Annotated in this window: 26 protein-coding genes and 1 pseudogene; 15 read left to right on the top strand and 12 right to left on the bottom strand. The window is 62.6% G+C overall.

From position 1 onward, the window contains the following. Positions 1 to 160 precede the first annotated feature (160 nt). Together PVV54_RS20795 and PVV54_RS20790 are read right to left on the bottom strand one after the other, a co-directional pair. Positions 161 to 1,366 carry a transporter associated domain-containing protein gene (locus PVV54_RS20795; protein ID WP_274907036.1) on the bottom strand — a complete coding sequence of 402 codons (1,206 nt, stop codon included), beginning with the start codon at positions 1,364 to 1,366 and terminating at the stop codon, positions 161 to 163. Positions 1,367 to 1,375: 9 nt separating this feature from the next. Further along, entirely contained in the window at positions 1,376 to 2,185 is an 810-nt protein-coding gene (locus PVV54_RS20790) for a cytochrome C assembly family protein (RefSeq protein WP_274907035.1), read from the bottom strand. A gap of 312 nt (positions 2,186 to 2,497) precedes the next feature. Here PVV54_RS20790 and ffh point away from each other — a divergent pair, with 312 nt between their 5' ends. From ffh to PVV54_RS20760, 6 genes are all read left to right on the top strand, one after another. Further along, positions 2,498 to 3,874 carry a signal recognition particle protein gene (gene ffh, locus PVV54_RS20785; RefSeq protein ID WP_012270758.1) on the top strand — a complete coding sequence of 459 codons (1,377 nt, stop codon included), beginning with the start codon at positions 2,498 to 2,500 and terminating at the stop codon, positions 3,872 to 3,874. Between the two features lie 236 nt (positions 3,875 to 4,110). Beyond that, entirely contained in the window at positions 4,111 to 4,362 is a 252-nt protein-coding gene (rpsP, locus tag PVV54_RS20780; RefSeq protein ID WP_011535318.1) for a 30S ribosomal protein S16, read from the top strand. Between the two features lie 5 nt (positions 4,363 to 4,367). Continuing rightward, entirely contained in the window at positions 4,368 to 4,904 is a 537-nt protein-coding gene (gene rimM, locus PVV54_RS20775) for a ribosome maturation factor RimM (RefSeq protein ID WP_274907034.1), read from the top strand. A 3-nt stretch (positions 4,905 to 4,907) separates the two neighbouring features. Beyond that, entirely contained in the window at positions 4,908 to 5,660 is a 753-nt protein-coding gene (trmD, locus tag PVV54_RS20770) for a tRNA (guanosine(37)-N1)-methyltransferase TrmD (protein WP_008094486.1), read from the top strand. 42 nt (positions 5,661 to 5,702) lie between these two features. Next, complete coding sequence (rplS, locus tag PVV54_RS20765) at positions 5,703 to 6,053, top strand: 50S ribosomal protein L19 (RefSeq protein ID WP_008094487.1); 351 nt, start codon at positions 5,703 to 5,705, stop codon at positions 6,051 to 6,053. Between the two features lie 99 nt (positions 6,054 to 6,152). Beyond that, positions 6,153 to 6,563, top strand: coding sequence for an acyl-CoA thioesterase (locus tag PVV54_RS20760; protein WP_274907033.1), 411 nt, complete (start codon positions 6,153 to 6,155; stop codon positions 6,561 to 6,563). Positions 6,564 to 6,565: 2 nt separating this feature from the next. On the opposite strand, the gene PVV54_RS20755 is transcribed toward PVV54_RS20760, so the two are convergent. After that, positions 6,566 to 8,371, bottom strand: a complete 1,806-nt coding sequence (locus PVV54_RS20755; RefSeq protein ID WP_274907032.1) for a cation:proton antiporter — start codon at positions 8,369 to 8,371, stop codon at positions 6,566 to 6,568. A 68-nt stretch (positions 8,372 to 8,439) separates the two neighbouring features. Here PVV54_RS20755 and xerD point away from each other — a divergent pair, with 68 nt between their 5' ends. The 6 genes from xerD (at position 8,440) to PVV54_RS20725 (ending at position 14,080) form a co-directional block, all read left to right on the top strand. Next, the gene (gene xerD / locus PVV54_RS20750; RefSeq protein WP_274907031.1) at positions 8,440 to 9,336 is read left to right on the top strand and encodes a site-specific tyrosine recombinase XerD; all 897 of its coding nucleotides are present in this window, start codon (positions 8,440 to 8,442) and stop codon (positions 9,334 to 9,336) included. A gap of 152 nt (positions 9,337 to 9,488) precedes the next feature. Continuing rightward, a complete protein-coding gene (gene dsbC, locus PVV54_RS20745; RefSeq protein ID WP_274907030.1) occupies positions 9,489 to 10,232 on the top strand; it encodes a bifunctional protein-disulfide isomerase/oxidoreductase DsbC in 744 nt (247 codons plus the stop codon). A gap of 82 nt (positions 10,233 to 10,314) precedes the next feature. Then, entirely contained in the window at positions 10,315 to 11,619 is a 1,305-nt protein-coding gene (locus PVV54_RS20740) for a homoserine dehydrogenase (protein WP_274907029.1), read from the top strand. A 59-nt stretch (positions 11,620 to 11,678) separates the two neighbouring features. After that, entirely contained in the window at positions 11,679 to 13,088 is a 1,410-nt protein-coding gene (gene thrC / locus PVV54_RS20735; protein WP_274907028.1) for a threonine synthase, read from the top strand. A 242-nt stretch (positions 13,089 to 13,330) separates the two neighbouring features. After that, entirely contained in the window at positions 13,331 to 13,750 is a 420-nt protein-coding gene (locus PVV54_RS20730) for a histidine kinase (RefSeq protein ID WP_274907027.1), read from the top strand. A 48-nt stretch (positions 13,751 to 13,798) separates the two neighbouring features. Further along, positions 13,799 to 14,080 carry a DUF3509 domain-containing protein gene (locus tag PVV54_RS20725; RefSeq protein ID WP_274907026.1) on the top strand — a complete coding sequence of 94 codons (282 nt, stop codon included), beginning with the start codon at positions 13,799 to 13,801 and terminating at the stop codon, positions 14,078 to 14,080. 130 nt (positions 14,081 to 14,210) lie between these two features. On the opposite strand, the gene PVV54_RS20720 is transcribed toward PVV54_RS20725, so the two are convergent. After that, positions 14,211 to 15,071, bottom strand: a complete 861-nt coding sequence (locus tag PVV54_RS20720) for a TIGR02285 family protein (protein WP_446731426.1) — start codon at positions 15,069 to 15,071, stop codon at positions 14,211 to 14,213. Between the two features lie 14 nt (positions 15,072 to 15,085). After that, on the bottom strand, positions 15,086 to 16,285 hold the full coding sequence (locus PVV54_RS20715; RefSeq protein ID WP_274907025.1) for a CaiB/BaiF CoA transferase family protein: 1,200 nt from the start codon (positions 16,283 to 16,285) through the stop codon (positions 15,086 to 15,088). Positions 16,286 to 16,417: 132 nt separating this feature from the next. On the opposite strand from PVV54_RS20715, the gene PVV54_RS20710 reads away from it, so the two are divergent. From PVV54_RS20710 to PVV54_RS20700, 3 genes are all read left to right on the top strand, one after another. After that, a complete protein-coding gene (locus tag PVV54_RS20710) occupies positions 16,418 to 16,960 on the top strand; it encodes a YaeQ family protein (RefSeq protein WP_274907024.1) in 543 nt (180 codons plus the stop codon). Positions 16,961 to 16,986: 26 nt separating this feature from the next. Next, the gene (recJ, locus tag PVV54_RS20705; protein ID WP_274907023.1) at positions 16,987 to 18,696 is read left to right on the top strand and encodes a single-stranded-DNA-specific exonuclease RecJ; all 1,710 of its coding nucleotides are present in this window, start codon (positions 16,987 to 16,989) and stop codon (positions 18,694 to 18,696) included. A gap of 126 nt (positions 18,697 to 18,822) precedes the next feature. Beyond that, complete coding sequence (locus tag PVV54_RS20700; RefSeq protein ID WP_274907022.1) at positions 18,823 to 19,929, top strand: NADH:flavin oxidoreductase/NADH oxidase; 1,107 nt, start codon at positions 18,823 to 18,825, stop codon at positions 19,927 to 19,929. Between the two features lie 114 nt (positions 19,930 to 20,043). Here the strand turns inward: PVV54_RS20700 and PVV54_RS20695 are convergent. The 7 genes and pseudogenes from PVV54_RS20695 to PVV54_RS20665 all read right to left on the bottom strand — a co-directional run. Then, positions 20,044 to 20,274 (bottom strand): annotated as a pseudogene (locus tag PVV54_RS20695) (aldehyde dehydrogenase family protein); the annotation flags it as partial. Between the two features lie 20 nt (positions 20,275 to 20,294). Continuing rightward, positions 20,295 to 20,627, bottom strand: coding sequence for a type II toxin-antitoxin system HicB family antitoxin (locus PVV54_RS20690; RefSeq protein WP_274907021.1), 333 nt, complete (start codon positions 20,625 to 20,627; stop codon positions 20,295 to 20,297). After that, entirely contained in the window at positions 20,624 to 20,878 is a 255-nt protein-coding gene (locus PVV54_RS20685) for a type II toxin-antitoxin system HicA family toxin (RefSeq protein WP_274907020.1), read from the bottom strand. The genes PVV54_RS20690 and PVV54_RS20685 overlap by 4 nt, the downstream gene beginning before the upstream one ends. A 127-nt stretch (positions 20,879 to 21,005) precedes the next feature. Beyond that, positions 21,006 to 22,430 (bottom strand): gamma-aminobutyraldehyde dehydrogenase, encoded by a 1,425-nt coding sequence (locus PVV54_RS20680; RefSeq protein ID WP_274907019.1) that lies wholly within the window; start codon positions 22,428 to 22,430, stop codon positions 21,006 to 21,008. 16 nt (positions 22,431 to 22,446) lie between these two features. Next, the gene (locus PVV54_RS20675) at positions 22,447 to 23,253 is read right to left on the bottom strand and encodes an ABC transporter permease (RefSeq protein ID WP_274907018.1); all 807 of its coding nucleotides are present in this window, start codon (positions 23,251 to 23,253) and stop codon (positions 22,447 to 22,449) included. Beyond that, the gene (locus tag PVV54_RS20670; protein ID WP_274907017.1) at positions 23,243 to 24,154 is read right to left on the bottom strand and encodes an ABC transporter permease; all 912 of its coding nucleotides are present in this window, start codon (positions 24,152 to 24,154) and stop codon (positions 23,243 to 23,245) included. Before PVV54_RS20670 ends, PVV54_RS20675 begins: the two co-directional genes overlap by 11 nt. Continuing rightward, on the bottom strand, positions 24,151 to 25,179 hold the full coding sequence (locus PVV54_RS20665) for an ABC transporter ATP-binding protein (protein WP_274907016.1): 1,029 nt from the start codon (positions 25,177 to 25,179) through the stop codon (positions 24,151 to 24,153). The genes PVV54_RS20670 and PVV54_RS20665 overlap by 4 nt, the downstream gene beginning before the upstream one ends. Positions 25,180 to 25,312: the final 133 nt, after the last annotated feature.

Genomic DNA, 25,312 nt, shown 5'->3' with positions numbered 1-25,312 from the left:
CGGCTGACGATGGCCCAAGGGGGATAGGGGCGGGAGCGGGCACTGTTCGGGGTGTTGAAGCAGGACCGCGGGGCGTGTCAGTGGGGCGGACTGGCCGTGTGGCGCCGGGTGCGGGTAGCAGGCGTGACGGCGGGGCTGGGTAAGCGTGACCCGAGTATAGCTATCGGGTCACGGTCCACACCAGTACCTTGCTGGCGCAATTGTCCTCGGTTTCGAGGATTTCCAGCCGATAGCGGCCGATTTTCAGGCACACGGCGCTTTCAGGGATGCTTTCGAGCGCTTCGGTCACCAGGCCGTTAAGGGTTTTTGGCCCGCCGTCGCAGGGCAGGTGCCAGCCCAGGGTGCGGTTGATTTCGCGTAGCGAAGCGGTGCCCTCGATGACGAAAGTGCCGTCGGGCTGCGGGTGCACATGGGGGTTGTCCAGGCTGTGCTCTTCTTCGAACTCGCCGACGATTTCTTCGAGGATGTCTTCCAGGGTGACGATACCCAGCACTTCGCCATACTCGTCCACCACCACGCCAAGGCGGCGCTGTTGTTTGTGGAAGTTCAGCAACTGCATGTGCAGCGGGGTGCTTTCCGGGACGAAGTAGGGTTCGTAGCAGGCGCCGTGGAGTTTTTCGAGGGTCAGCTCGGCCTTGGGCAACAGGTGGCTGATGAGCTTGGTGTTGAGGATCGCTTCAACCTGGTTGATGTCGTTGTGGTACACCGGCAGGCGCGTGTGGCGGCTGACGATCAGCTGCTCGATGATGCGCTCGATCGGGTCGTCCAGGTTAATGCCGTCTACCTCGTTGCGTGGCACAAGGATGTCGTTGACCGTGATCTTGTCCAGCGACTGCAGGCCGTCCAGCAAGCCTAGGCGCTGGGGCTCGGGGGCGTCGTCCTCGTCGTAATCGTCATCTTCCTGCGGGTGCAGGGCCACGGCCGTGGGTTGCACACGGAACGGCCGCAGCAACAGCTTGGCGCAGCCGTCGAGCAAGTAGGCCAGCGGCTGCAGCAATGCCAGCGGCAACTTGAGCAGGCTTGCCCCCAGGCTGACGAAGGCCAGCGGATTGCGCCGGGCAAGGCGTCGCGGCAGGTACTCTGCAAAAATCAGCAGTGCGAACGTTGCGGCCAGGCCCGCCAGCCAGAAGCCGTGTTCGCCGTTGTAGCGCTGCCCGATCAGGCAGGCCAGGCCCAGCACCAGCAGCTTGCCCAGGCTGGCGCACAGCACCAGGGCCTGGGCGGGGAGGGGCGCTTGCCCGTCGTCATTGGCGCGCAACGAACCGTTGAGCTGCAGGCGGGCGGCATCCACTGCCGTGAACAGCGCTGACCACAGCAGCGCCAGTGCCAGAGTGCCGAGTAGCGGTGCGTACGGCAGGTTGTCCATAAGTGGCCGTCAGATATGCAGGATGAATTCGCGAACCAGCTTGCTGCCGAAATAAGCCAGCATCAACAGGCAAAAACCGGCCAGTGTCCAGCGGATGGCCTTGTGGCCGCGCCAACCCAGGCGGGTGCGGCCCCACAACAGCACACTGAACACCACCCAGGCCACACAGGCCAGCAAGGTTTTATGCACCAGGTGCTGGGCGAACAGGTTGTCCAGGAACAGCCAGCCCGACAGCAGCGACAGCGACAGCAGGCACCAGCCGGCCCAGAGGAAGCCGAACAATAGGCTTTCCATGGTCTGCAGCGGCGGGAAGTTGCGAATCAGGCCCGACGGGTGCTTGTTCTTAAGCTGGCGGTCCTGCAGCAGTAACAGCAGCGACTGGAACACGGCAATGGTGAACAGGCCGTAGGCCAGGATCGACAGCAGGATATGCGCCAGGATGCCCGGCTCTTCGTTGATCAACGGGACCGTGCCGGGCGGGGCGAACTGTGCCAGCAAGGCGGTTACCGCGCCGAGCGGGAACAGCAGCACCAGCAGGTTTTCCACCGGGATGCGCAGGCAGGCGATCAGGGTCAGGGCGATCACGGCCACTGCGATCAGGCTGGCGGCACTGAAGAAATCCAGGCTCAGGCCCAGCGGGGTAATCAGCTGGAAGAACAGCGCACCGGCCTGCGCGACCACGGCAAGGGCGCCGAGCAGGCTCAGCAGCCGCTTGTCGGCTTTGCGACCCTGGGCCAGGTAAGAACCCTGATAGACGGTGGCTGCTATATAAAGGCCGGCGGCGATCAGGTTAGGGATGAGGCTGGGAGAGGAAACCATAAGTCCTGGATGGCAAGCCTTAAAGAGACGGAGTTTGGCATAGATCGTCGCTGCCAAGGAAGCCTGCGGCACCGCGTTGCGGCTTTCGCGGGTAAACCCGCTCCCACAGTGCAGCGAGGCATTTTGAATGCAGTGCATCACCTGTGGGAGCGGGTTTACCCGCGAAGGGCCCGCACAACCACCGAATATCTCCCAAGGTGTGCGCCGCCGCCGCTCTTCGCTATAATCGCCGCCTTGCTGTGTCTGGCGGGTGTGTAGTTCCCCGCGGGCACCTGACAAACCTCGGCTTTAACTGGGCCTGAAAGGATCACCATGTTCGAAAACCTGACCGACCGCCTGTCACAGACGCTGCGCCATGTCACCGGCAAGGCCAAGCTGACTGAAGACAACATCAAGGACACGTTGCGCGAAGTGCGCATGGCCCTGCTCGAAGCCGACGTTGCCCTGCCGGTGGTCAAGGATTTCGTCAACAGCGTCAAGGAGCGTGCGGTCGGCACCGAGGTGTCGCGCAGCCTGACGCCGGGCCAGGCGTTCGTGAAGATTGTCCAGGCCGAGCTGGAAAGCCTGATGGGCGCGGCCAACGAAGACCTCGCGCTGAACGCGGCGCCACCTGCCGTGGTGCTGATGGCTGGCTTGCAGGGTGCGGGTAAGACCACCACCGCCGGCAAGCTCGCGCGCTTCCTTAAAGAGCGCAAGAAAAAGAGCGTGATGGTGGTGTCGGCCGACGTCTACCGCCCGGCGGCAATCAAACAGCTGGAAACCCTGGCCAACGACATCGGCGTCACCTTCTTCCCGTCCGATATCAGCCAGAAGCCGGTGGCCATCGCTGAAGCGGCCATCCGCGAAGCCAAGCTCAAGTTCATCGACGTGGTCATCGTCGACACCGCCGGCCGTCTGCACATCGACGCCGACATGATGGACGAGATCAAGGCCCTGCACGCCGCGGTCAAGCCGATCGAAACCCTGTTCGTGGTTGACGCCATGACCGGCCAGGACGCCGCCAACACCGCCAAGGCCTTTGGCGAAGCCCTGCCGCTGACCGGCGTGGTGCTGACCAAGGTCGACGGTGATGCCCGTGGCGGTGCCGCGCTGTCGGTGCGCGCCATCACCGGCAAGCCGATCAAGTTCATCGGTATGGGCGAGAAGACCGAAGCGCTGGAGCCGTTCCACCCGGACCGCGTCGCTTCGCGCATCCTCGGCATGGGTGACGTGCTCAGCCTGATCGAGCAGGCCGAGCAGACCATCGACAAGGCCAAGGCCGACAAGCTGGCCAAGAAGCTGAAGAAGGGCAAGGGCTTCGACCTCGAAGACTTCCGCGACCAGCTGCAGCAGATGAAGAACATGGGCGGCCTGGGCGGCCTGATGGACAAGTTGCCAAGCATCGGTGGGGTCAACCTGTCGCAGATGGGCAACGCCCAGGGCGCCGCCGAGAAGCAGTTCAAGCAGATGGAAGCGATCATCAACTCCATGACCCCGGCCGAGCGCCGCGACCCTGACCTGATCAGCGGTTCGCGCAAGCGCCGCATCGCCTTGGGTTCGGGCACTCAGGTGCAGGACATCGGCCGCTTGATCAAGCAGCACAAGCAGATGCAGAAGATGATGAAGAAATTCTCCGCCAAGGGCGGCATGGCCAAGATGATGCGTGGCCTTGGCGGGATGCTGCCAGGCGGCGGCATGCCGAAGCTGTAATACGTATTCCGGGGGGCTGCCTTTGATCGGGGCAGGCCCCCAGAACCCCCGCTGCGGCGGGGCAACGGCCACGGATTTCGTGGCTTAACCGGCAAATCTGGACGGTAAGGCAAGGCCTTGCCGAAAAAGGCATTTGCAAATGTCCGTGTATTCCCCGAGAATATGCGGCCTTTTGGGCACCCGTGTGCCTATTTGGCATTCAGATTTGCAGCACCGACTATAGGAACAATGTTCACATGGTAACCATTCGTCTGGCCCGTGGCGGCTCGAAAAAGCGCCCATTCTACCACCTGACCGTGACCAACTCGCGTAACGCCCGTGACGGCCGTTTCGTTGAGCGCGTTGGCTTCTTCAACCCGATCGCATCGGGCGCCGAAGTCAAGCTGTCGGTCAACCAAGAGCGCGTCACCTACTGGCTGAGCCAGGGCGCACAGCCGTCTGAGCGTGTTGCTCAGCTGCTGAAGGAAGCTGCCAAGGCTGCAGCCTGAGCAGTATGAACGCGACGCCAGAAAAGGCTGACGACCTCATCGTCGTTGGCAAGATTTTTTCGGTTCACGGCGTTCGCGGCGAGGTGAAGGTGTATTCCTTTACCGATCCGATTGAAAACCTGTTGGATTATCCGCGCTGGACGCTTCGGCACGAAGGCAAGGTAAAGCAGGTCGAGCTGGTCAACGGTCGTGGCTCCCAAAAGGGCCTGGTCGTGAAACTGAAAGGCCTCGATGATCGTGATGAAGCCCGTCTTCTGAGCGGTTACGAAATCTGCATTGCGCGGAGCCTTTTGCCCAACCTGGCCGCTGACGAGTACTACTGGTACCAGTTGGAAGGCCTGAAGGTCATCAACCAGGACGAACAATTGTTCGGCAAGGTCGATCACCTGTTGGAGACCGGTGCGAACGATGTAATGGTGGTCAAACCCTGCGCAGGCAGCCTGGATGATCGCGAGCGTTTGTTGCCCTATACGGAGCAATGCGTGCTCAGCATCGACCTGGAAGCAGGCGTGATGCGGGTTGAGTGGGACGCGGACTTCTAAACGATGGGTAACCTTCGCGTAGACGTCATCACGTTGTTCCCCGAGATGTTCTCGGCCATCACGGAGTACGGCATTACCAGCCGCGCGGTGAAACAGGGGTTGCTTCAGGTGACTTGCTGGAACCCGCGGGACTACACCACAGATCGTCACCACACGGTGGATGATCGGCCGTTTGGCGGTGGTCCGGGCATGGTGATGAAAATCAAGCCTCTGGAAGACGCCCTGGTTAGCGCCAGGCAAGCGACCGGAGCATCGGCAAAGGTCATTTACCTTTCGCCGCAGGGCCGCAAGCTGACTCAGCAGGCGGTCAAAGGCCTGGCCGAACAGGAATCGTTGATCCTGATCGCCGGTCGTTATGAAGGCATCGACGAGCGCTTTATCGAGGCTCATGTCGATGAGGAGTGGTCGATTGGTGACTATGTGCTTTCCGGTGGCGAGCTGCCGGCCATGGTTCTGATCGATGCGGTTACGCGGCTGCTGCCCGGAGCTTTAGGGCATGTGGACTCGGCGGAAGAAGATTCCTTCACCGACGGTCTGCTTGATTGCCCGCACTACACCCGACCCGAGGTGTATGCGGATCAGCGTGTTCCCGACGTGTTGCTAAGTGGCAACCATGCACATATCCGGCGTTGGAGGATGAAGCAGTCCCTTGGTAGGACCTTCGAACGACGCGCCGATCTTCTGGAAAGTCGCTCGCTTTCTGGAGAAGAGAAGAAGCTGCTCGAGGAATATCTCCGCGAGCGGGACGATAGTTAAACGTATCGATGGTGGATCACGTATCCATCTTAGGAGCACAGCATGACCAACAAGATCATCCAGCAGCTCGAAGCCGAGCAGATGAGCAAGGAAATCCCGACCTTCGCACCAGGCGACACCATCGTCGTTCAGGTTAAAGTGAAGGAAGGCGAGCGTTCCCGTCTGCAGGCGTTCGAAGGCGTTGTTATCGCCAAGCGTAACCGCGGCCTGAACAGCGCTTTCACCGTGCGCAAAATCTCCAGCGGCGTTGGTGTTGAGCGTACCTTCCAGACCTACAGCCCGCAAATCGACAGCCTGGCCGTGAAACGTCGTGGTGACGTGCGTAAAGCCAAGCTGTACTACCTGCGCGACCTGTCCGGCAAAGCCGCTCGCATCAAGGAAAAACTGTCCTGAGTACAGTTTGCCCGGTGGCCGAGGCCGCCTAGCGAGAAAAAAGCAGCCTTCGGGCTGCTTTTTTGCATTATGCACCCTGTCATTTGTTGTGAGCATGCCATGACCACTACCCGCGATCAGGAAATCCAGCGCCGTACCGAGCTCTCGGTAACCCGCGTGACCAAAGCCGTATTCCCCAGCACCACCAACCACCACAACACCCTGTTCGGCGGCACCGCCCTGGCGTGGATGGACGAAGTGTCGTTCATCGCCGCCACGCGCTTCTGCCGCTTGCCGCTGGTGACCGTGTCCACCGACCGCATCGACTTCAAGCACCCGATCCCGGCGGGCACCATCGTCGAACTGGTGGGGACCGTGGTTAAAGTCGGCAACACCAGCCTGCAGGTGCAGGTGGATGTGTTCGTTGAAAACATGTACCTGGACGGCCGCGAGCGCGCCATCCACGGCGTGTTCAGCTTCGTCGCCATCGACGAGGACAAGCGCCCGGTACCGGTATTGCCCGAGGCCTGAGCTTATTGCTGTGGCGCGGGTTCGATGAGCGCTACCAACGTCCAGCCAGGCTGCGGGGCAAGTGCCTCGTCCGGACTCGCAACGTGCACCCAGCCATGGCCATCCCGCGCAAACAGCACATGCGCGCGCTCGCCATGCAGGTCTTGATAGGCACGCCAGTCAAAACCTTCTGTAAGGTTGGTGCTGTAGAGTTCGGCCCCTTGATGCAGGCGGTTGGCCATCTGCAGGTAAGTCATCGGGTTGGCGCCCAGCAGGTGCCCGCGGTGCTCTTCGGCGGCCCGGTGCTTGTCGCTGCGCTGTTTTTCAAGGCCGCTGGCCAGCACGAACAGGCGGCTGTGGCCAAAATCATGGCGAAAGCGTGCGCAGGCCAGGGCATTGATTTCCCCGGCAGGTGACAGGCCCAACAGGTGGCCCAGCCCGACAAGGTCCAGATGCGCATCGGCATGCTGCGAGGCAGGGTTGCCAAAATAGGTGGGCAGCCCGTCCATGCGCGCGGCACGGATGTTCTCCCAGCTCGAATCGGTGAGCAGCACGCGGCAGCCCAGTTGCTGCAGGGCTTTGGCGATGGCTCGCGCCGGTTCGTTTGCACCAACGATCAGGAAGCCGCTCGGCGCGGGTTCCGCGACTTTCAGCAGCCGTGCCAAGGGCCTTGCTGTTGCGCTTTGCAGCACCACTGTGCCGATGATCACGGCGAAGGTCAGCGGCACCAGCAGCAAGGCGCCCTCGTGGCCGGCCTCATGCAAGCGAATGGCAAAAATGGCCGACACCGCCGCCGCCACGATGCCGCGTGGGGCAACCCAGGCCAGCAGCGTGCGTTCGCGCCAGTTCAGCGACGAACCCAGCGTGGACAGCCACACGTTCAGCGGGCGCGCCACCAGCTGGATCACCAGCAGCAGCGCCAGCACCGCCGGGCCCAGGCCGAGCAGGGCGTTGAGGTCCAGGCGCGCGGCCAGCAGGATGAACAGGCCGGAAATCAGCAGCACGCTGAGGTTTTCCTTGAAGTGCAGGATTTGCCGCACGTCCACCCCGCGCATGTTGGCCAGCCACATGCCCATCACCGTCACGGCCAGCAGGCCGGACTCGTGCACGATCTGATTGGCGGCAATGAAAATGCCCAGTACGGCGGCCAGCGAGGCAAGGTTGTGCAGGTACTCCGGCAACCATTGCTCGCGCATGATCTGCCCCAGCAGCCAGCCCCCTGCCGCGCCCAGGGCGCTGCCGCAAAAAATGACGCCGGCGAAGGTGATCAGGCTCTGGGTCAGCCCGTTGCCGTCGGCACTGGCGATAATGAAGCTGTATACCACAACGGCCAGCAGCGCGCCGATGGGGTCGATCATGATGCCTTCCCAGCGCAGGATATTGGCGATCGCCGCCTTCGGCCGCACCACGCGCAGCATCGGCACGATCACCGTGGGCCCGGTGACCAGCGTCAGGGTGCCGAACAGGATGGCCAGCGGCCAGTCAAACCCCAGTAGCCAGTGTGTGGCCAGCGCAATCACCAGCCAGGTGACCAGCGCGCCGACGGTAACCAGCCGGTGCACCACGCTGCCGATGTCTTTCCACTGGGACAGGTGCAGTGTCAGGCTGCCCTCGAACAGGATCAGCGCCACAGCCAGTGACACCAGCGGCATCAACAAGGGGCCGAACAGCGCTTGCGGGTCGAGCCAGCCCAGCAATGGGCCAGCGGTGATGCCGGCCAGTAGCAGAAACAGGATGGCCGGCAGTTTCAGGCGCCAGGCCAGCCATTGGCAGGCGAGGGCGGCAGCGCCGATACCGCCAACGCTCAAAAGGATCTGCTGTTCGTTCATGGGCTCTCCCTATGCCGGCGTGGTTATGAAAGACTAAGCGTCATTTCGACGTTTGCCACCGAGTTTTCATGCCTGCCCTCGACCACCCCCTGATCGACCAGTTTCTCGATGCCCTTTGGCTGGAAAAAGGCCTGTCCGATAACACCCGTGTGTCCTACCGCAGTGACCTGGCGCTGTTCAACGGCTGGTTGCAGGAGCATGGCGTGAGCCTGCCCGACGCGGGCCGTGACTTGATTCTCGACCACTTGGCCTGGCGCCTCGATCAAGGCTACAAACCCCGCTCCACCGCGCGATTTCTCTCTGGCCTGCGTGGCTTCTTTCGCTACCTGCTGCGGGAACAACGGGTAGCAGTCGACCCGACCTTGCTGGTCGAGATGCCGCAACTCGGCCGGCCGTTGCCAAAGTCCTTGTCCGAAGCCGACGTCGAAGCGTTGCTGCAGGCGCCGGACTTGAGCGAAGCCATTGGTGAGCGCGACCGCGCCATGCTCGAAGTCCTTTACGCATGCGGCCTGCGGGTGACCGAACTGGTCAGCCTCACGCTCGATCAGGTCAACCTGCGCCAGGGTGTGCTGCGGGTGATGGGCAAAGGCAGCAAAGAGCGCCTCGTGCCGATGGGTGAGGAGGCGGTGCTGTGGGTGGAGCGCTACCTGCGCAATGGCCGCAACGACCTGCTCAACGGGCGCCCGAGCGATGTGCTGTTTCCCAGCCAGCGCGGCGAACAGATGACCCGGCAAACCTTCTGGCACCGCATCAAGCACCAGGCGCGGGTGGCAGGCATCGACAAACCATTGTCGCCGCATACCCTGCGCCATGCGTTCGCCACCCACCTGATCAACCACGGCGCTGACCTGCGCGTGGTGCAGATGCTGCTGGGCCACAGCGACCTGTCTACCACGCAGATCTATACCCATGTAGCCAAGGCCCGCCTGCAGCAACTGCACGCCCAGCACCACCCGCGTGGATGAATGATTTTCATGTTCCGCCCACCGGTCCTTGCAACCCCCTTTATTGGCAGCGCGATGTGGTAGGCTTGGGCGGTTTGCACCAAGGGCCGCACGGCCACCGCGTTTTTGCGCAGGTGGCGCCCTCCGGCCCCTGTCCGCCTTCAGGAGTTCCCATGCGCGTGACCCAGTTGTTCGCCGCCGCCGCGTTGGCGCTGGCCAGTACCTTTGCCGTTGCCGCGGCGACCGATACCAATGCCGGTGCCGAGCAGGCCATCCGCAAGTCGTTGCAGAACCTTGAGCTGGAAGTGCCCGTCGAAAGCGTGGCCAGCAGCCCGGTCAGCGGCCTGTATGAAGTCAAGTTGCAAGGCGGGCGCGTGCTGTACGCCAGTGCCGACGGGCAGTTCGTGATGCAGGGCTACTTGTACCAGATCCAGGACGGCAAGCCGGTCAACCTGACCGAAAAGGCCGAACGCATCGGTGTTGCCAAGCTCATCAACGGCATTCCGGCCGCCGAGATGGTGGTTTATCCTGCCAAGGGCGAGACCAAGTCGCACATCACCGTGTTCACCGACACCACCTGCCCGTACTGCCACAAACTGCACGCCGAAGTGCCTGAGCTGAACCGCCGCGGTATCGAAGTGCGCTATGTCGCCTTCCCGCGTCAGGGCCTGGGTTCGTCGGGTGACCAGCAGTTGCAGGCGGTGTGGTGCTCCAGCGACCGCCGCGCGGCGATGGACAAAATGGTCGAAGGTGAAGAAATCAAGGCCGCCAAGTGCGCCAACCCGGTCAGCAAACAGTTCCAGCTGGGCCAGTCGATCGGCGTCAACGGCACGCCAGCCATCGTGCTGGAAAACGGCCAGGTCATTCCGGGCTACCAGCCGGCACCGCAAGTCGCCAAGCTGGCACTTGCCAAGTAATCCAATTCAATACGCCGTCGTCATGGGGTGACGGCATGGTTCACGGTCGGCGCAGCGCCGGCCGTTCAATGGGGAGTTCACTGTGAAACCGGTCAAAGTAGGCATCTGTGGGTTGGGGACCGTCGGTGGCGGTACCTTCAATGTACTTCAGCGCAACGCCGAGGAGATTGCCCGCCGTGCCGGGCGCGGTATTGAAGTGGCACAGATTGCCATGCGCTCGCAGAACCCGAACTGCCAGATTACCGGTACCCCCATTACCGCTGATGTGTTCGACGTTGCGACCAACCCGGAAATCGACATTGTCATCGAGCTGATCGGTGGCTACACCATCGCCCGCGACCTGGTGCTCAAGGCCATCGAAAACGGCAAGCACGTGGTCACCGCCAACAAGGCGCTGATTGCCGTGCACGGCAACGAAATCTTCGCCAAGGCCCGCGAGAAGGGCGTAATCGTTGCCTTTGAAGCGGCCGTGGCCGGTGGCATCCCGGTGATCAAGGCGATCCGTGAAGGCCTGTCGGCCAACCGTATCAACTGGCTGGCCGGCATCATCAATGGCACCGGCAACTTCATCCTCACCGAAATGCGCGAGAAGGGCCGTGCCTTCCCGGACGTATTGGCCGAAGCCCAGGCACTGGGTTATGCCGAAGCCGACCCGACCTTCGACGTCGAAGGTATTGATGCTGCCCACAAGCTGACCATTCTGGCGTCCATCGCCTTTGGCATTCCGCTGCAGTTCGAAAAGGCCTACACCGAGGGCATCACCCAGCTGACCACCGCTGACGTGAATTACGCCGAAGCCCTGGGCTACCGCATCAAGCACCTGGGCGTTGCCCGCAGCACCCCTGCCGGCATCGAATTGCGCGTTCACCCGACGCTTATCCCGGCCGACCGCCTGATCGCCAACGTCAACGGCGTGATGAACGCAGTGATGGTCAACGGCGACGCCGCCGGTTCCACCTTGTATTACGGCGCTGGCGCCGGCATGGAGCCAACCGCATCGTCCGTGGTGGCCGACCTGGTTGACGTGGTTCGTGCCATGACCTCCGACCCGGAAAACCGCGTGCCACACCTGGCCTTCCAGCCGGACTCGCTGTCGGCCCACCCGATCCTGCCGATCGAAGCCTGCGAAAGCGCCTACTACCTGCGCATCCAGGCCAAGGACCACCCAGGTGTGCTGGCTCAGGTGGCAAGCATCCTGTCGGAGCGTGGCATCAACATCGAGTCGATCATGCAGAAGGAAGCCGAGGAACAGGATGGCCTGGTGCCGATGATCCTGCTGACCCACGGCGTGGTCGAACAGCGCATCAACGATGCCATCGTCGCCCTGGAAGCCCTGCAGGACGTGGTCGGCAAGGTCGTGCGCATCCGCGTCGAACAGCTCAATTAACGAATAGTGCTTACGGGCCGCAGCAGTGGCCCAAGCCCCAGTATCGAAGGTTTGTACCCATGCGCTATATCAGCACCCGCGGCCAGGCACCGGCCCTGAATTTCGAAGACGTGTTGCTGGCTGGCCTGGCCAGTGATGGCGGCCTTTACGTGCCAGAAAACCTGCCACGCTTCACCCAGGAAGAAATCGCCTCGTGGGCTGGCCTGCCGTACCACGAACTGGCCTTCCGTGTGATGCGCCCGTTCGTCACCGGCAGCATCGCCGATGCCGATTTCAAGAAAATCCTCGAAGAAACCTACGGTGAGTTTGCTCATGCGGCAGTCGCACCGCTGCGCCAGCTGAACAGCAACGAGTGGGTGATGGAGCTGTTCCACGGCCCGACCCTGGCGTTCAAGGACTTCGCCCTGCAACTGCTCGGCCGCCTGCTCGATCACGTGCTGGCCAAGCGCGGCGAGCGTGTGGTGATCATCGGTGCCACCAGCGGTGACACCGGCTCCGCCGCCATCGAAGGCTGCCGCCGTTGCGACAACGTCGACATCTTCATCCTGCACCCGCACCAGCGCGTGTCGGAAGTGCAGCGCCGCCAGATGACCACCATCTTCGGTGACAACATCCACAACATCGCCATCGAAGGCAACTTCGACGACTGCCAGGAAATGGTCAAGGCCAGCTTTGCCGACCAGTCGTTCCTCAAGGGCACGCGCCTGGTGGCGGTAAACTCGATCAACTGGGCGCGGATCATGGCCCAGATCGTGTACTACTTCCACGCGGCGCTGCAGCTGGGCGGCCCGGCCCGTTCGGTGGCGTTCTCGGTGCCAACCGGCAACTTCGGCGACATCTTCGCCGGTTACCTGGCGCGCAACATGGGCCTGCCGATCAGCCAGTTGGTAGTGGCCACCAACCGTAACGACATCCTGCACCGTTTCATGAGTGGCAACCAGTACGTCAAGGAAACCCTGCACGCCACCCTGTCGCCGTCGATGGACATCATGGTGTCGTCCAACTTCGAGCGCTTGCTGTTCGACCTGCACGGCCGCAACGGCGCTGCCATTGCCGAGCTGATGGCCAACTTCAAGCAGGGCGGTGGTTTCAGCGTCGATCAAGACCGCTGGACCGAAGCCCGCAAGCTGTTTGATTCGCTGGCTGTCAGCGACGAGCAGACCTGCGAGACGATCGCCGAAGTCTTCGCCAGCACCGGTGAAGTGCTTGACCCGCACACCGCGATCGGCGTCAAGGCCGCCCGTGAGTGCCGCCGCAGCCTGGACACGCCGATGGTGGTGCTGGGCACTGCCCACCCGGTCAAGTTCCCCGAGGCGGTCGAGAAGGCCGGCGTTGGCAAGGCCCTGGAGCTGCCAGCACACCTGGCTGACCTGTTCAGCCGTGAAGAGCGCTGCACGGTACTGGCGAATGACCTGAAAGCTGTTCAGGGCTTTGTGAGCCAGCATGGGAACCGCGGCAAGCCGCTGTAAGCGGGGTTGAAGGAACCTGTAGGAGCGGCTTCAGCCGCGAACACCGGCGGAGCCGGTGCCAGGCACCGCGTCGCCTGCTTCGCGGATAAATCCGCTCCTACAGAATACGCGGTGCGCTTGCGGCCGCGGTTGTGTCTGCGGCAGCACAGTTCAGACGTTTCCGGCATCAACAAGGGAAATGACTGACAGAAAACCTCAACCCCATTCCCTAGCGTGGCCATTCCTCTCCCCAGGAATGGCCAATGCACCAGCCTTACGTGTTGATCCACCACTCACGCCCATCCCACCAGATCCTTCTGCACCAGGCCTGCAATGCCCAAGGTTTGTTCAACGTGCGTGTTACCAGCGACCATTCCGACCTGGACGCCTGCCTGGCCCGCAAGCACCACGCTGACCTGCTGATCCTCGATCACGCCCTGAACGATGGCCTGGCCTGCCTGGAGCGCGCATCGTCCGTTCGTGCGGTGCTGCTCGTGGGGCACGCTGCCAAAAACCGCCCGAACCTGGCCAGCGAGGCCCGCAGGCGTGGCCTCTGGGTGCTCGCCGACCTGCCATGGCCTTTGCCCATTCTGCGCTGGCAGCAGGCATTGCAACGTATTCAAACTGTCACATCGCCCCGCCATGCTCGGCTTGGCAGGCGCTGTTCGGCGAACTTTGCCTAGCGCTTGCTGGTCTGTTCCTCTATGTCCCACTACCTGTGAGTGAACCGGATGGAAAGAATCTGCAGCCTGCTCAACGATGCCCTGGCCCCTTACCAGGCCCAACTTGGATCGGCGGATGCCAGCGGTAACCGCCTGTTGACCGTCATCGACAACCTAGGCAGTACAGCCCTGCGGCGCACCGTGAGCCTGCGCCAGTTGCAGGAGCAACGTTTGTTGATCGATCTGGTCGATGGCCTGCACCGTGACCTGCAGATTGTCGAAGGGCGCTTGCAGCCCTGTGTGATCGCAGCATTGCAACAAAGCCGGCAACCTCAGGGAACCTTCGCCTGAGTTGCCCGTCAGAAAAGGTGACGGCACCCTGCCAGGGCATTGCTCCGGCACTGGCGGGTTGTCGCGGGAAGCCTCTGATGGCTTTCGATTGGCCCCGGGCGTCCTCCCCAGCGCACCGGGGTTTCTTTTTTCAGGGCTGTGCTTCGAAGAAGTGGCTGCTCTGCTCCAGGTAGTCCTGCTGTAGCTCATCATCCAGCCAATGCGCGTAAAGGCCCGGCAGGGTATTGCGACGCAGGGCCGGCAATAACTGGTCGATGTGCGCCACGGCCTGACGGCCCAGAGGGGTGTCCGAGCAGCCCACATGCAGGAACTGAAAGCGATTCACCTTGTTGATCGGGTGGAACTCATAGTCCTCCAGCGGCACCCGTTGCTGCTGTAACAGGTAGAGCATTTCATGCCAGTAGCCGAGCACCAGTTGCAGGCGCCCAAGTTGCTGCATCTGCAGCAAGTTGGCGGTGGCATCGTTGCCATAGTGGCGGCTCAAGGCGCTATCGGGTAGTTGCCGCAGGATTTCATCAATTTGCGTGCCGTAGCTGCGTTCGCCAACAATGCCCAATTTGAGTTGCGTGTTGTCCAGCAGGCTGGCGAGGTCTACTTGCTGCCCCTCAACGTAGGGAGCCAGCGATTGCTGCGCTGTTTTACGCACGATCAGGCCGCCGCTGAGCACGCCCAGCGACGGGATCGAGAAGTGCACGAACTTGGCACGCTCAGGTGTCCACAGCAGCGTCGGGTCGCAGGTCAGGCTTTTAGGGTCTTGCAGCATCTGCAGGCCGCGTGCGCGGTTTACCCGCAGGATGCTGTGCTCGTATTCGGGCATTTGCGCGATCAGCAATGGCAGCATCTGGTCGATCACGCCCTGGCCTTTGCCCGACCCTTCGAAGATCGTGAAGGGCGGCAGGTCGCGCACCAGCCAAAGCAAGCGCTCCTTGGCGTGTACGGGCACCATGGCCAGGCCGATGAACAGCCCGCACAGCAGGGTAAGGGCGCGCATGGGCCGGGGCCGTCTCAGACCGTGCCAGCCTGACGCAGGCCGGCGATGGCCTGGGCATCATAGCCCAACCGGGTAAGCAGGCTTTCGGTGTGCTCCCCCAGTGCCGGGCCGACCCACTCGGTGGAGCCCGGTGTTTCGGACAGCTTAGGCACGATCCCCGGCATCTTGAACGGCTTGCCGTCCGGCAGGCGGGCCTGCAGGAACATTTCCCGCGCCAGGTACTGCGGGTCGTTGAACATGTCCTCGGCCGAATAGATGCGGCTGGCCGGCACTTCAGCATCGTTGAGCGTTTGCATCACCTGCTCCAGTGGTAGGCTGTTGGCCCAACGGTCAATCACCCCATACAGTTCGTCACGGCGGGCATCGCGGCCATCATTGCTGGCCAGGGCCGGGTCGTCGGCCAGGTCATTGCGGCCAATGGCCTGCATGAAGCGTTTGAAGATGGCATCGCCGTTGGCGCCGATCTGCACATGCTTGCCGTCGGCGCTGGTGTGGATGGAGGAGGGCGTGATGCCCGGCATGATGTTGCCGGTGCGTTCACGGATGAAGCCGAACACGTCGAACTCCGGGACCATGCTTTCCATCATGGCGAAAATGGCTTCGTACAGCGCCACGTCCACCACTTGGCCCTGGCCGCCATTGACCTCGCGGTGGCGCAGCGCCATCAGCGCGCCGATCACGCCCCACAGGGCGGCGATGGAGTCGCCAATGGAAATACCGGTGCGTACCGGTGGGCGGTCGTCGAAACCGGTGATGTAGCGCAGGCCGCCCATGGACTCGCCCACGGCACCGAAGCCGGGCTGGTCCTTCATGGGGCCGGTCTGGCCGAAGCCGGACAGGCGCACCATCACCAGGCGCGGGTTCAGTGCATGCAGCACATCCCAGCCCAAACCGAGTTTTTCCAGCACGCCGGGGCGGAAGTTTTCGATCAGGATGTCAGCCTCGGCCAGCAGCCGCTTGAGGATTTCGCGGCCTTCCGGGTGCTTGAGGTTCAACGTCAGCGATTGCTTGTTGCGCGCCTGCACAAACCACCACAACGAAGTGCCCTCATACAGCTTGCGCCACTTGCGCAGCGGGTCGCCGCCGTCGGGCGACTCGACCTTGATCACTTCGGCGCCGAACTCGGCGCAGATGCGCGAGGCGAACGGGCCGGCGATCAGGGTGCCGAGTTCGATGACTTTCAGGCCGGCGAGGGGTTTGCTGGGCGTAGACATGGGGCATCCGTGGCAACTGGGCAGAGCCGTGGTTTTATCATAGGTGTGAGGCGGCAGATACTGCCCCGGCGCAAGCAGAGGCACGATCGGTTAGACTAGTCGCCTTTCTCTACGCACGAAGCCCATCCGACCATGGCCCAGCCGTCCACCACCTATAAATTCGAACTGAACCTGACCGACCTTGATCGCGGCGTGTACGAAAACGTCCGCCAGACCATCGCCCGTCACCCTTCGGAAACCGAGGAACGCATGGCGGTGCGCCTGCTGGCCTACGCCCTGTGGTACAACGAAAACCTGGCGTTCGGCCGTGGCCTATCGGACGTCGATGAAGCCGCGCTGTGGGAAAAGAGCCTGGATGACCGCATCCTGCACTGGATCGAAGTCGGCCAGCCGGATGCCGACCGCCTGACCTGGTGCTCGCGCCGTACCGAGCGCACCAGCCTGCTGGCCTACGGCAGCCTGCGTGTGTGGGAAACCAAAGTGCTGGGCGCGGTCAAGGGCCTGAAAAACCTGAGCATCGCCGCAGTACCGCAAGAGGTGCTGGAAACCCTGGCCACCGACATGCCACGCACCATCAAGTGGGACGTGATGATCAGCGAAGGCACGGTGTTCGTCACCGACGACCGTGGCCAGCACGAAGTGCAGCTGCAGTGGCTGCTGGGTGAGCGTGGTTGAACTGACGAAACGGATTGCCTGCCCCCATGCGTATCGAACCTCGCCCGCTGCCACCGACCCTGCCATTTCTGGGTAACCTGCCACCCTTGCTGACCCGCCTGTATGCCGCTCGCGGCGTGCAGACCGAAGCCGAGCTGGACAAGAGCCTGGCGCGGCTGTTGCCGTATCAGCAACTTAAAGGCATCGATGCTGCGGTGGACCTGTTGGTCGAGGCCCTCGACCAACGCCAGCGCATTATCATCGTCGGCGACTTCGATGCCGATGGCGCCACTGCCAGTACCGTCGGCGTACTTGGCCTTCGCCTGCTGGGCGCGGCCCATGTCGACTACCTGGTGCCCAATCGCTTCGAATACGGCTATGGGTTGACCCCGGAAATCGTTCAGGTCGCGCTGGAGCGTCAGCCGCAACTGCTGATTACCGTCGACAACGGCATCTCCAGCGTCGAGGGTGTAGCGGCCGCCAAGGCCGCTGGCCTCAAGGTGCTGGTAACCGACCACCACCTGCCGGGTGAGCAACTGCCGGACGCCGATGCCATCGTCAACCCGAACCAGCCGGGCTGTGCCTTCCCCAGCAAATCGCTGGCCGGGGTCGGGGTAATCTTCTATGTCCTGATGGCCTTGCGCGCCCGGTTGCGCAGCCTGGGCCGCTACGACACCCAACCCCAGCCGAACATCGGCGAACTGCTCGACCTGGTTGCCCTGGGCAGCGTTGCCGACGTGGTGCCGCTGGACGCCAACAACCGCATCCTTGTGCACCAGGGGCTGGAGCGCATTCGCGCCGGCCGCGCGCGCGAGGGCCTGAAGGCGATCCTGGAAGTGGCCCGTCGCGATCATCGGCGCATCACCTCCACCGACCTCGGTTTCATCCTCGGCCCCCGGCTCAATGCCGCCGGGCGCCTGGACGACATGAGCCTGGGCATTGAATGCCTGTTGTGCGAGGACGCGGCGTTGGCCCAGGACATGGCCCAACAACTCGATGGCCTGAACCAGGACCGCAAGTCGATCGAGCAGGGCATGCAGCGCGAGGCGCTGGCCCAGCTCAAGGATTTGCCGGTCGAGTCCATGCCGTATGGCCTGTGCCTGTTCGACGCCGAATGGCACCAGGGCGTGATCGGCATCCTGGCTTCGCGCCTCAAGGAGCGTTACCACCGCCCGACCATCGCCTTTGCCGACGCCGGTGACGGCATGCTCAAGGGCTCGGCGCGTTCGGTGGCGGGTTTTCATATTCGGGATGCGCTGGACGCCGTGGCCGCGCGCCACCCCCAACTGATCAGCAAGTTCGGCGGGCATGCCATGGCGGCAGGGTTGTCGTTGCCAGAGGGTAATTTCCCGGCCTTTGCCGCGGCCTTCGACGAAGAGGTGCGGCGCCAGTTGTGCGAAGACGACCTGACCGGCCGCCTGCTGTCGGATGGCAGCCTGGCGGTGGAAGAGTTCCACCTCGACTTGGCCAAAGCCTTGCGCAATGCCGGGCCGTGGGGGCAGCACTTCCCCGAGCCGTTGTTCCATGGGGTGTTCCAGCTGGTCGAGCAGCGGGTGGTGGGCGAGCGGCACTTGAAGGTCGTGCTAAAGAGCGAGTGCGGTTCGGTGCGCCTGGATGGCATTGCTTTTGGCATCGACCGCGAGGTGTGGCCAAACCCGACCGTGCGCTGGGTAGAGCTGGCCTACAAGCTGGATGTGAACGAGTTTCGTGGCAATGAAAGCGTGCAGTTGATGATCGCGCACATGGAGCCGCGCTGACGCCGACGGTATGTTCGCAGGGGGTAAGGGGAACAATCTGGTCTAGGCTGAAGAAAGATCACCGGGCCAAGGTTGTGCATGAGTGCCCGGGCCGGATCACCATTGGAGTCCTTGGGAGGTGCCCTCATGAGCCTGCTGCTTGAGCCTTACACCCTGCGTCAGCTGACCCTGCCCAACCGCATTGCCGTATCGCCAATGTGCCAGTACTCGGCCAAAGATGGCCTGGCCAATGACTGGCACCTTGTTCACTTAGGCAGCCGCGCCGTGGGTGGAGCCGGCCTGGTCATTACCGAAGCCGTTGCCGTGACGGCTGATGGCCGCATCACCGCCGAAGACCTCGGCTTGTGGGACGATGCGCAAATCGCCCCACTGCAACGCATCACCCGGTTCATTACCGCACAGGGCGCCGTGCCGGGCATCCAGCTGGCCCACGCCGGGCGTAAGGCCAGTACCTATCGGCCGTGGCTGGGCAAGCATGGCAGCGTCAAGGTCGAGGACGGTGGCTGGCAGCCGGTAGGGCCATCAAAGATTGCTTTTGACCCTGAACACACGGCGCCGCGCGAACTGAGCAAGGACGATATACAGGGCGTGGTCGAAGCATTCGTCGCTTCGACCAAGCGGGCGTTGGAGGCCGGGTTCAAGGTGGTGGAAATCCACGCGGCTCATGGCTATTTGCTGCATCAGTTTCTGTCGCCACTGAGCAACCAGCGGCGTGATGAATACGGCAGCTGCTTCGAAAACCGCATTCGGCTTACGTTGCAGGTCACCGACGCGGTGCGCAAGGTATGGCCGGCGGAGTTGCCGCTGATCGTGCGCGTGTCGGCCACCGACTGGGTGGAGGACGGCTGGAACCCGGATGAAACCGTCGAACTGGCCCGCCGCCTGCGTGCGCTGGGTGTCGACCTCATCGATGTGTCTTCTGGCGGCACCTCGGTGAACGCCGAAATCCCGACCGGCCCCGGGTACCAGACCCGCTTCGCCGAGCGGGTGCGCAAAGAGTCGGAAATCGCCACTGGCACGGTGGGCATGATTACCGAACCGGCTCAGGCTGAGCATATCCTGCGCACTGGCCAGGCGGACGTGATCTTCCTCGCCCGTGAACTGCTGCGCGACCCGTACTGGCCACTGCATGCCGACGATGACCTGGGCGGCAACAAGGCCACCTGGCCGGCGCAGTATCAGCGCGCTACCAGCCGGGCGAACCCGATACATGAGTCGGATTTGCGGGATTGAAAACGGGCGCCGCTGTCGCGCCGTATCGCGGATAAATCCGCTCCTACAAGGGTTGGTGTAGGAGCGGATTTATCCGCGATGCGGCGCGACAGCGGCGCCTGATCGTGTTGGCAATCAATGCTTGATCATCACATGCCGCACACAGGTGTAATCCTCCAACCCATACATCGACATATCTTTCCCATACCCCGAATGCTTCTGCCCGCCATGGGGCATTTCGCTGACCAGCATGAAGTGGGTATTCACCCAGGTGCAGCCATATTGCAACCGCGCCGCCAAACGGTGAGCGCGGCCGGCGCAGTACCAGCGTGCTAACAGCCCGGCTAACCCGATACATGAGTCGGATTTACGGGATTGAAGGTGCCTCAGTTGTAAGCGGCTTGGCTGAGGATGTCGCTTACCCATTGGTTGATGCTTTTGTGCGCCAGTTCGGCTTTTGCAGCCACGCTGGCGTGAAGGGTTGGCTCCAGGCGCAGGCTCAATTTCCCTGAATAGGCCTTCTGCGGCTCTCGGCCTAAGCGTTCACAGGTTTCAATGTAATCATCAACGGCTTCCTCGAACGCTTGGCGCAGTTCGCTGATGGATTCGCCGTGAAATCCGATTACGTCACGTATGCCGGCAACGTGGCCGATGAGCAATTGGTCTTCGTCGCTGTATTCGATTCGCGCAGCGTAACCGCGATAAGTCATGACATTCATGGTGTTACTCCTGCCTGCTCAAGGAACTGGCGTGCGCCTTTTACTTGATAAGGTTTGGCAAGTTTGTCCGGATGTGGCCGATGGAAGGTAGCTACTGCTCCATTGAGTTCAAAACGAACCCGTGAACCACGGCCTTCAACAACTCTGGCGCCAATCGACACCAGAAATGACTCGAGGCGTGCCCACTCCAAGGACTTTGCAACCGGCTTTCTGAAGATGATTTCGAGGGTCGATCTTTGATGATTGTTCATGGTATCAGAATACGATACCAGTCAATGAGGGAGGTGTAGGACGGTTAAGCCATCGTTGAAGGAAGCGTCTCTATGAAAGGCACGCGTGCGCAGGTGCCCTACCTGCGCGCGCCAGAGTCACTCTGAATCAATGCTTGATCATCACATGCCGCACACAGGTGTAATCCTCCAGCCCATACATCGACATATCCTTCCCATACCCCGAATGCTTCTGCCCGCCATGGGGCATTTCGCTGACCAGCATGAAGTGGGTATTCACCCAGGTGCAGCCATATTGCAACCGCGCCGCCAGGCGGTGGGCGCGGCCGGTGTCGCGGGTCCATACCGATGAGGCCAGGCCGTATTCGGAGTCGTTGGCCCACTCAAGCGCCTGGGCTTCGTCGGTGAAGCGGGTCACCGACACCACCGGGCCGAACACTTCATGGCGCACGATTTCATCATCCTGCAGGGCATCGGCCAGCACTGTCGGTGCATAGAAGAAGCCGTCCCCCGGCAGCACCTTGCCGCCGGTGATCAGGCGGATGTGCGGCTGCTCGATGGCGCGCTGCACCAGGCCGGCGACCTTGTCGCGGTGCTGGGCGCTGATCAGCGGGCCGAGTTCGGTGTCTTCGGCATCCTGCAGGCCAGGCTTGAGGCTGGAGACGGCTTTGCCGAGGCGCTCGACGAACTTGTCGTAGATGCCCGCCTGCACGTACAGGCGGCAGGCGGCTGTGCAGTCCTGGCCGGCGTTGTAAAAACCGAAGGTGCGGATGCCCTCGATGGCGGCATCGATGTCCGCGTCGTCGAACACCAGCACCGGCGCCTTGCCGCCCAGCTCCATGTGCATGCGTTTAACGCTGTTGGCCGTGGCGCCGATGATGTGCGCGCCGGTGGGGATGGAGCCGGTCAGCGAGACCATGCGCACCTTGGGGTGGGTGACCAGCGGGTTGCCGACCGTTTGCCCCCGCCCGAAGAGGATGTTGAGCACGCCAGACGGCAGCAGGCCTTTGGCGAGGTCGCCCAGGCGCAGGGCGGTCAGCGGGGTCATTTCAGAGGGTTTGATTACCACTGTGTTGCCGGCTGCCAGCGCGGGGGCGATCTTCCAGGCCAGCATCATCAGCGGGTAGTTCCAGGGCGCGATGGAGGCCACCACGCCCAGCGGGTCGCGGCGGGTCATCGAGGTGTGGCCTGGCAGGTATTCACCGGCCGCTGAGCCACCCAAGCAGCGGGCAGCACCGGCAAAATAGCGGAACACGTCGGCAATGGCCGGGATTTCGTCATTCAGTGCAGCGCTGAAGGGTTTGCCGCAGTTTTGCGACTCCAGCCGGGCCAGTTCGTCGCCATGGGCTTCGATGAGATCGGCCAGCGCCAGCAGGGCCAGCGAGCGCTCTTTGGGGCTGGTTTGTGACCAGCTGTCGAATGCCTGGTCGGCGGCACGCACGGCGACATCAACCTGCGCCTCGGTGGCTTCCTTGATCTGCGCCAGGGCATTGCCGGTTGCAGGGTCAAGTACGGTCCAGGCGGGGCCTTCACCGTTCACCAGCTTGCCGTTGATCAGCATGTGCGTATTCATCGCATATTCCTCCAGTTCATTTGCCGCTGCCGGCAACGCTTTCGCCGCCGCGGGTCAGGTAATAGGCGCCAAGGATCGGCAACATGGTCACCAGCATCACCAGCATGGCCACCACGTTGGTCACCGGCACGTCGCGCGGGCGGCTGAGCTGGTTGAGCAGCCAGATTGGCAGGGTACGCTCATGGCCGGCGGTAAACGTGGTGACGATGATTTCGTCGAACGACAGGGCAAAGGCCAGCATCCCGCCTGCCAGCAGGGCCGAGCCGAGGTTGGGCAGGATGATGTAGCGAAACGTCTGCCAGCCGTCGGCGCCCAGGTCCATCGATGCCTCGATCAGGCTCTGTGAGGTGCGCCGCAGGCGAGCGATCACGTTGTTATAGACGATCACCACGCAGAACGTGGCATGGCCGACCACGATGGTGAACACGCCAGGTTCGATGCCCAGGCGCTTGAAGGCCGACAGCAGGGCGATGCCGGTGATGATGCCGGGCAGGGCGATGGGCAGGATCAGCATCAGCGAGATGCTTTCTTTGCCAAAGAAGTTGCGCCGGTACAGCGCCGCCGACGCCAGCGTGCCGAGCACCAGGGCGATCAGTGTGGCCAGGCAGGCCACTTGCAACGATAGTTTGATGGCATCGAGTACGTCGGGGCGGGCGAAGGCCACGCTGAACCACTTCAGGGTGAACCCTTTGGGCGGGAAGCTGAACGCCGCGTCTTCGGTATTGAAGGCGTACAGCAGGATGATCAGGATCGGGAAATGCAGGAACAGCAACCCGCCCCAGGCCGCCAGGCGCAGGCCCATCGACGCTTTTTCAGAGTGCATCGAAAGCCCCCAGGCGCTTGACGATGGACAAGTACACAGCGATCAGCACGATCGGTACCAAGGTGAAGGCGGCCGCCATCGGCATGTTGCCGATGGCCCCCTGCTGGGCGTAGACCATGCTGCCAATGAAGTACCCCGGCGGGCCGATCAGCTGAGGCACGATGAAATCGCCCAAGGTCAGGGAGAAGGTGAAGATCGAGCCCGCCGCGATACCCGGTACCGACAGCGGCAGAATCACCTGCATGAAGGTTTGCCCGGGCCTGGCGCCCAGGTCTGCCGAGGCCTGCAGCAGCGAGGGCGGCAGGCGCTCGAGCGCGGCCTGGATTGGCAGAATCATGAACGGCAGCCAGATGTACACGAACACCAGAAAGCGCCCAAGGTGCGATGTGGACAGTGTGCTGCCGCCAACCCCGGGCACGGCCAGCAGCGCTTGTAGCAGGGCATCCAGGTGCAGCACCTGCACGAACCACTGGGCCACGCCGCCTTTTGCCAGCAACAAGGTCCAGGCGTAGGTCTTGACGATGTAGCTGGCCCACATCGGCATCATCACCGCGATGTAGAAAAACGCCTTGGTCTTGCCGCTGGTGTAGCGCGCCATGTAGTAGGCAATCGGGAAGGCCAGCACCGCGCTGGCCAGCGATACTGCCACCGCCATGGCCAGGGTGCGCAGGATGATGTCGAAGTTGGACGGGTTGAACAGGGCGGCGAAGTTGCCCAGGGTGAGGTCCGGGGTTACCGCCATGGTGAAGTCGTCGAAGGTGTAGAAACCCTGCCACAGCAAATTAAGCAGCGAGCCCAGGTAGATCGCCCCGAACCAGGTCAGCGGTGGAATCAGCAATAGCGCCAGGTAAAGGTTGGGGCGCCGGTAGAGCAGGCTGGAGAAACTGCGCATCGGGCTCATCCCTGCACGGTCTCCTGCAGCGCGGTCATGGCCTCGCGAGGCCAGCGCACCTGCACCCGCTGGCCGGTTTGCCAAGGGGGCGATTGGTCCAGCCAACGGTCGTTGGCGTGGCTTACTGCCAGTAACTGGCCGTTGTCCAGCTTCACTTCAAAGCGCGTGGCGCTGCCCTGGTACTGGATGTCGTGCAGCAGGCCGCTTACCTGCACCTCTTGACCGTGGGTTGGCTCGCCGAGGCGCATGTGTTCGGGGCGGATGGAGAAGGGCTGGCGGCTGCCGCTGAGCTGCTCGGCGAGGTCGCCACGCACTACGTTGGAGGTGCCGACGAATTCGGCGACGAACGTGGTGGCGGGTTTCATGTAGAGGTTGCGCGGGGTGTCCACCTGTTCGATGCGGCCCCGGTTGAACACGGCTACCCGGTCGGACATCGACAGGGCTTCGGTCTGGTCGTGGGTGACGAAAATGAAGGTGATGCCGAGTTGGCGCTGCAGTTTTTTCAGCTCGCCCTGCATCTGCTCGCGCAGTTTCAGGTCCAGCGCGCCAAGCGGTTCGTCCAGCAGCAGCACGCGGGGGCGATTGACCAGCGCCCGGGCCAGGGCAACGCGCTGGCGCTGGCCACCGGACAGCTGCGCCGGTTTGCGCTCGCCGTAGCCAGCCAGGGCGACCATGGCCAGTGCCTCTTCGGCGCGGGCATGGCGTTCGGCCTTGGCCACGCCTTTAACCTTCAGGCCGTAGGCGATGTTGTCGCGCACGTTCATGTGCGGGAACAGGGCGTAGTCCTGGAATACGGTGTTGACGTCGCGCTGGTAGGGCGGCACGCCAGCGGCTTCGATGCCATGGATGCGGATCGAGCCACTGCTGGGTTGCTCGAAACCGGCAATCAGGCGCAGGCAGGTGGTTTTGCCCGAGCCGGAGGGGCCGAGCATGGAGAAGAACTCGCCGTCATTGATGTCGATGCTGACGTGGTCGACGGCTTTGACTTCGCCGAAGGTGCGGGAAACCTGGGTGAACTGGACGGCTAGGGGCATGGAGGCCTCTCAGTTAGGGACGTGTTGCCAGTGCGGGCCTATCGCGGCGGTCCGACGTCTCGGTAAATCCGCTCCTACAGGCGTAACCCTTGTAGGAGCGGATTTATCCGCGATAGGGCCCGCACAGGCTCAA

Source organism: Pseudomonas sp. PSKL.D1, assembly GCF_028898945.1.
Classification (GTDB): domain Bacteria; phylum Pseudomonadota; class Gammaproteobacteria; order Pseudomonadales; family Pseudomonadaceae; genus Aquipseudomonas.
The sequence above is the reverse complement of the archived record's forward strand: the minus strand, read 5'-3'. Positions and strand labels throughout refer to the sequence as shown.

Coding starts and splice junctions, on each gene's coding strand:
- PVV54_RS20795 (WP_274907036.1), bottom strand. CDS start 1,366: ATGGACAACCTGCCGTACGCACCGCTACTCGGCACTCTGGCACTGGCG.
- PVV54_RS20790 (WP_274907035.1), bottom strand. CDS start 2,185: ATGGTTTCCTCTCCCAGCCTCATCCCTAACCTGATCGCCGCCGGCCTT.
- ffh (WP_012270758.1), top strand. CDS start 2,498: ATGTTCGAAAACCTGACCGACCGCCTGTCACAGACGCTGCGCCATGTC.
- rpsP (WP_011535318.1), top strand. CDS start 4,111: ATGGTAACCATTCGTCTGGCCCGTGGCGGCTCGAAAAAGCGCCCATTC.
- rimM (WP_274907034.1), top strand. CDS start 4,368: ATGAACGCGACGCCAGAAAAGGCTGACGACCTCATCGTCGTTGGCAAG.
- trmD (WP_008094486.1), top strand. CDS start 4,908: ATGGGTAACCTTCGCGTAGACGTCATCACGTTGTTCCCCGAGATGTTC.
- rplS (WP_008094487.1), top strand. CDS start 5,703: ATGACCAACAAGATCATCCAGCAGCTCGAAGCCGAGCAGATGAGCAAG.
- PVV54_RS20760 (WP_274907033.1), top strand. CDS start 6,153: ATGACCACTACCCGCGATCAGGAAATCCAGCGCCGTACCGAGCTCTCG.
- PVV54_RS20755 (WP_274907032.1), bottom strand. CDS start 8,371: ATGAACGAACAGCAGATCCTTTTGAGCGTTGGCGGTATCGGCGCTGCC.
- xerD (WP_274907031.1), top strand. CDS start 8,440: ATGCCTGCCCTCGACCACCCCCTGATCGACCAGTTTCTCGATGCCCTT.
- dsbC (WP_274907030.1), top strand. CDS start 9,489: ATGCGCGTGACCCAGTTGTTCGCCGCCGCCGCGTTGGCGCTGGCCAGT.
- thrC (WP_274907028.1), top strand. CDS start 11,679: ATGCGCTATATCAGCACCCGCGGCCAGGCACCGGCCCTGAATTTCGAA.
- PVV54_RS20730 (WP_274907027.1), top strand. CDS start 13,331: ATGCACCAGCCTTACGTGTTGATCCACCACTCACGCCCATCCCACCAG.
- PVV54_RS20725 (WP_274907026.1), top strand. CDS start 13,799: ATGGAAAGAATCTGCAGCCTGCTCAACGATGCCCTGGCCCCTTACCAG.
- PVV54_RS20720 (WP_446731426.1), bottom strand. CDS start 15,071: ATGCGCGCCCTTACCCTGCTGTGCGGGCTGTTCATCGGCCTGGCCATG.
- PVV54_RS20715 (WP_274907025.1), bottom strand. CDS start 16,285: ATGTCTACGCCCAGCAAACCCCTCGCCGGCCTGAAAGTCATCGAACTC.
- PVV54_RS20710 (WP_274907024.1), top strand. CDS start 16,418: ATGGCCCAGCCGTCCACCACCTATAAATTCGAACTGAACCTGACCGAC.
- recJ (WP_274907023.1), top strand. CDS start 16,987: ATGCGTATCGAACCTCGCCCGCTGCCACCGACCCTGCCATTTCTGGGT.
- PVV54_RS20700 (WP_274907022.1), top strand. CDS start 18,823: ATGAGCCTGCTGCTTGAGCCTTACACCCTGCGTCAGCTGACCCTGCCC.
- PVV54_RS20690 (WP_274907021.1), bottom strand. CDS start 20,627: ATGAATGTCATGACTTATCGCGGTTACGCTGCGCGAATCGAATACAGC.
- PVV54_RS20685 (WP_274907020.1), bottom strand. CDS start 20,878: ATGAACAATCATCAAAGATCGACCCTCGAAATCATCTTCAGAAAGCCG.
- PVV54_RS20680 (WP_274907019.1), bottom strand. CDS start 22,430: ATGAATACGCACATGCTGATCAACGGCAAGCTGGTGAACGGTGAAGGC.
- PVV54_RS20675 (WP_274907018.1), bottom strand. CDS start 23,253: ATGCACTCTGAAAAAGCGTCGATGGGCCTGCGCCTGGCGGCCTGGGGC.
- PVV54_RS20670 (WP_274907017.1), bottom strand. CDS start 24,154: ATGAGCCCGATGCGCAGTTTCTCCAGCCTGCTCTACCGGCGCCCCAAC.
- PVV54_RS20665 (WP_274907016.1), bottom strand. CDS start 25,179: ATGCCCCTAGCCGTCCAGTTCACCCAGGTTTCCCGCACCTTCGGCGAA.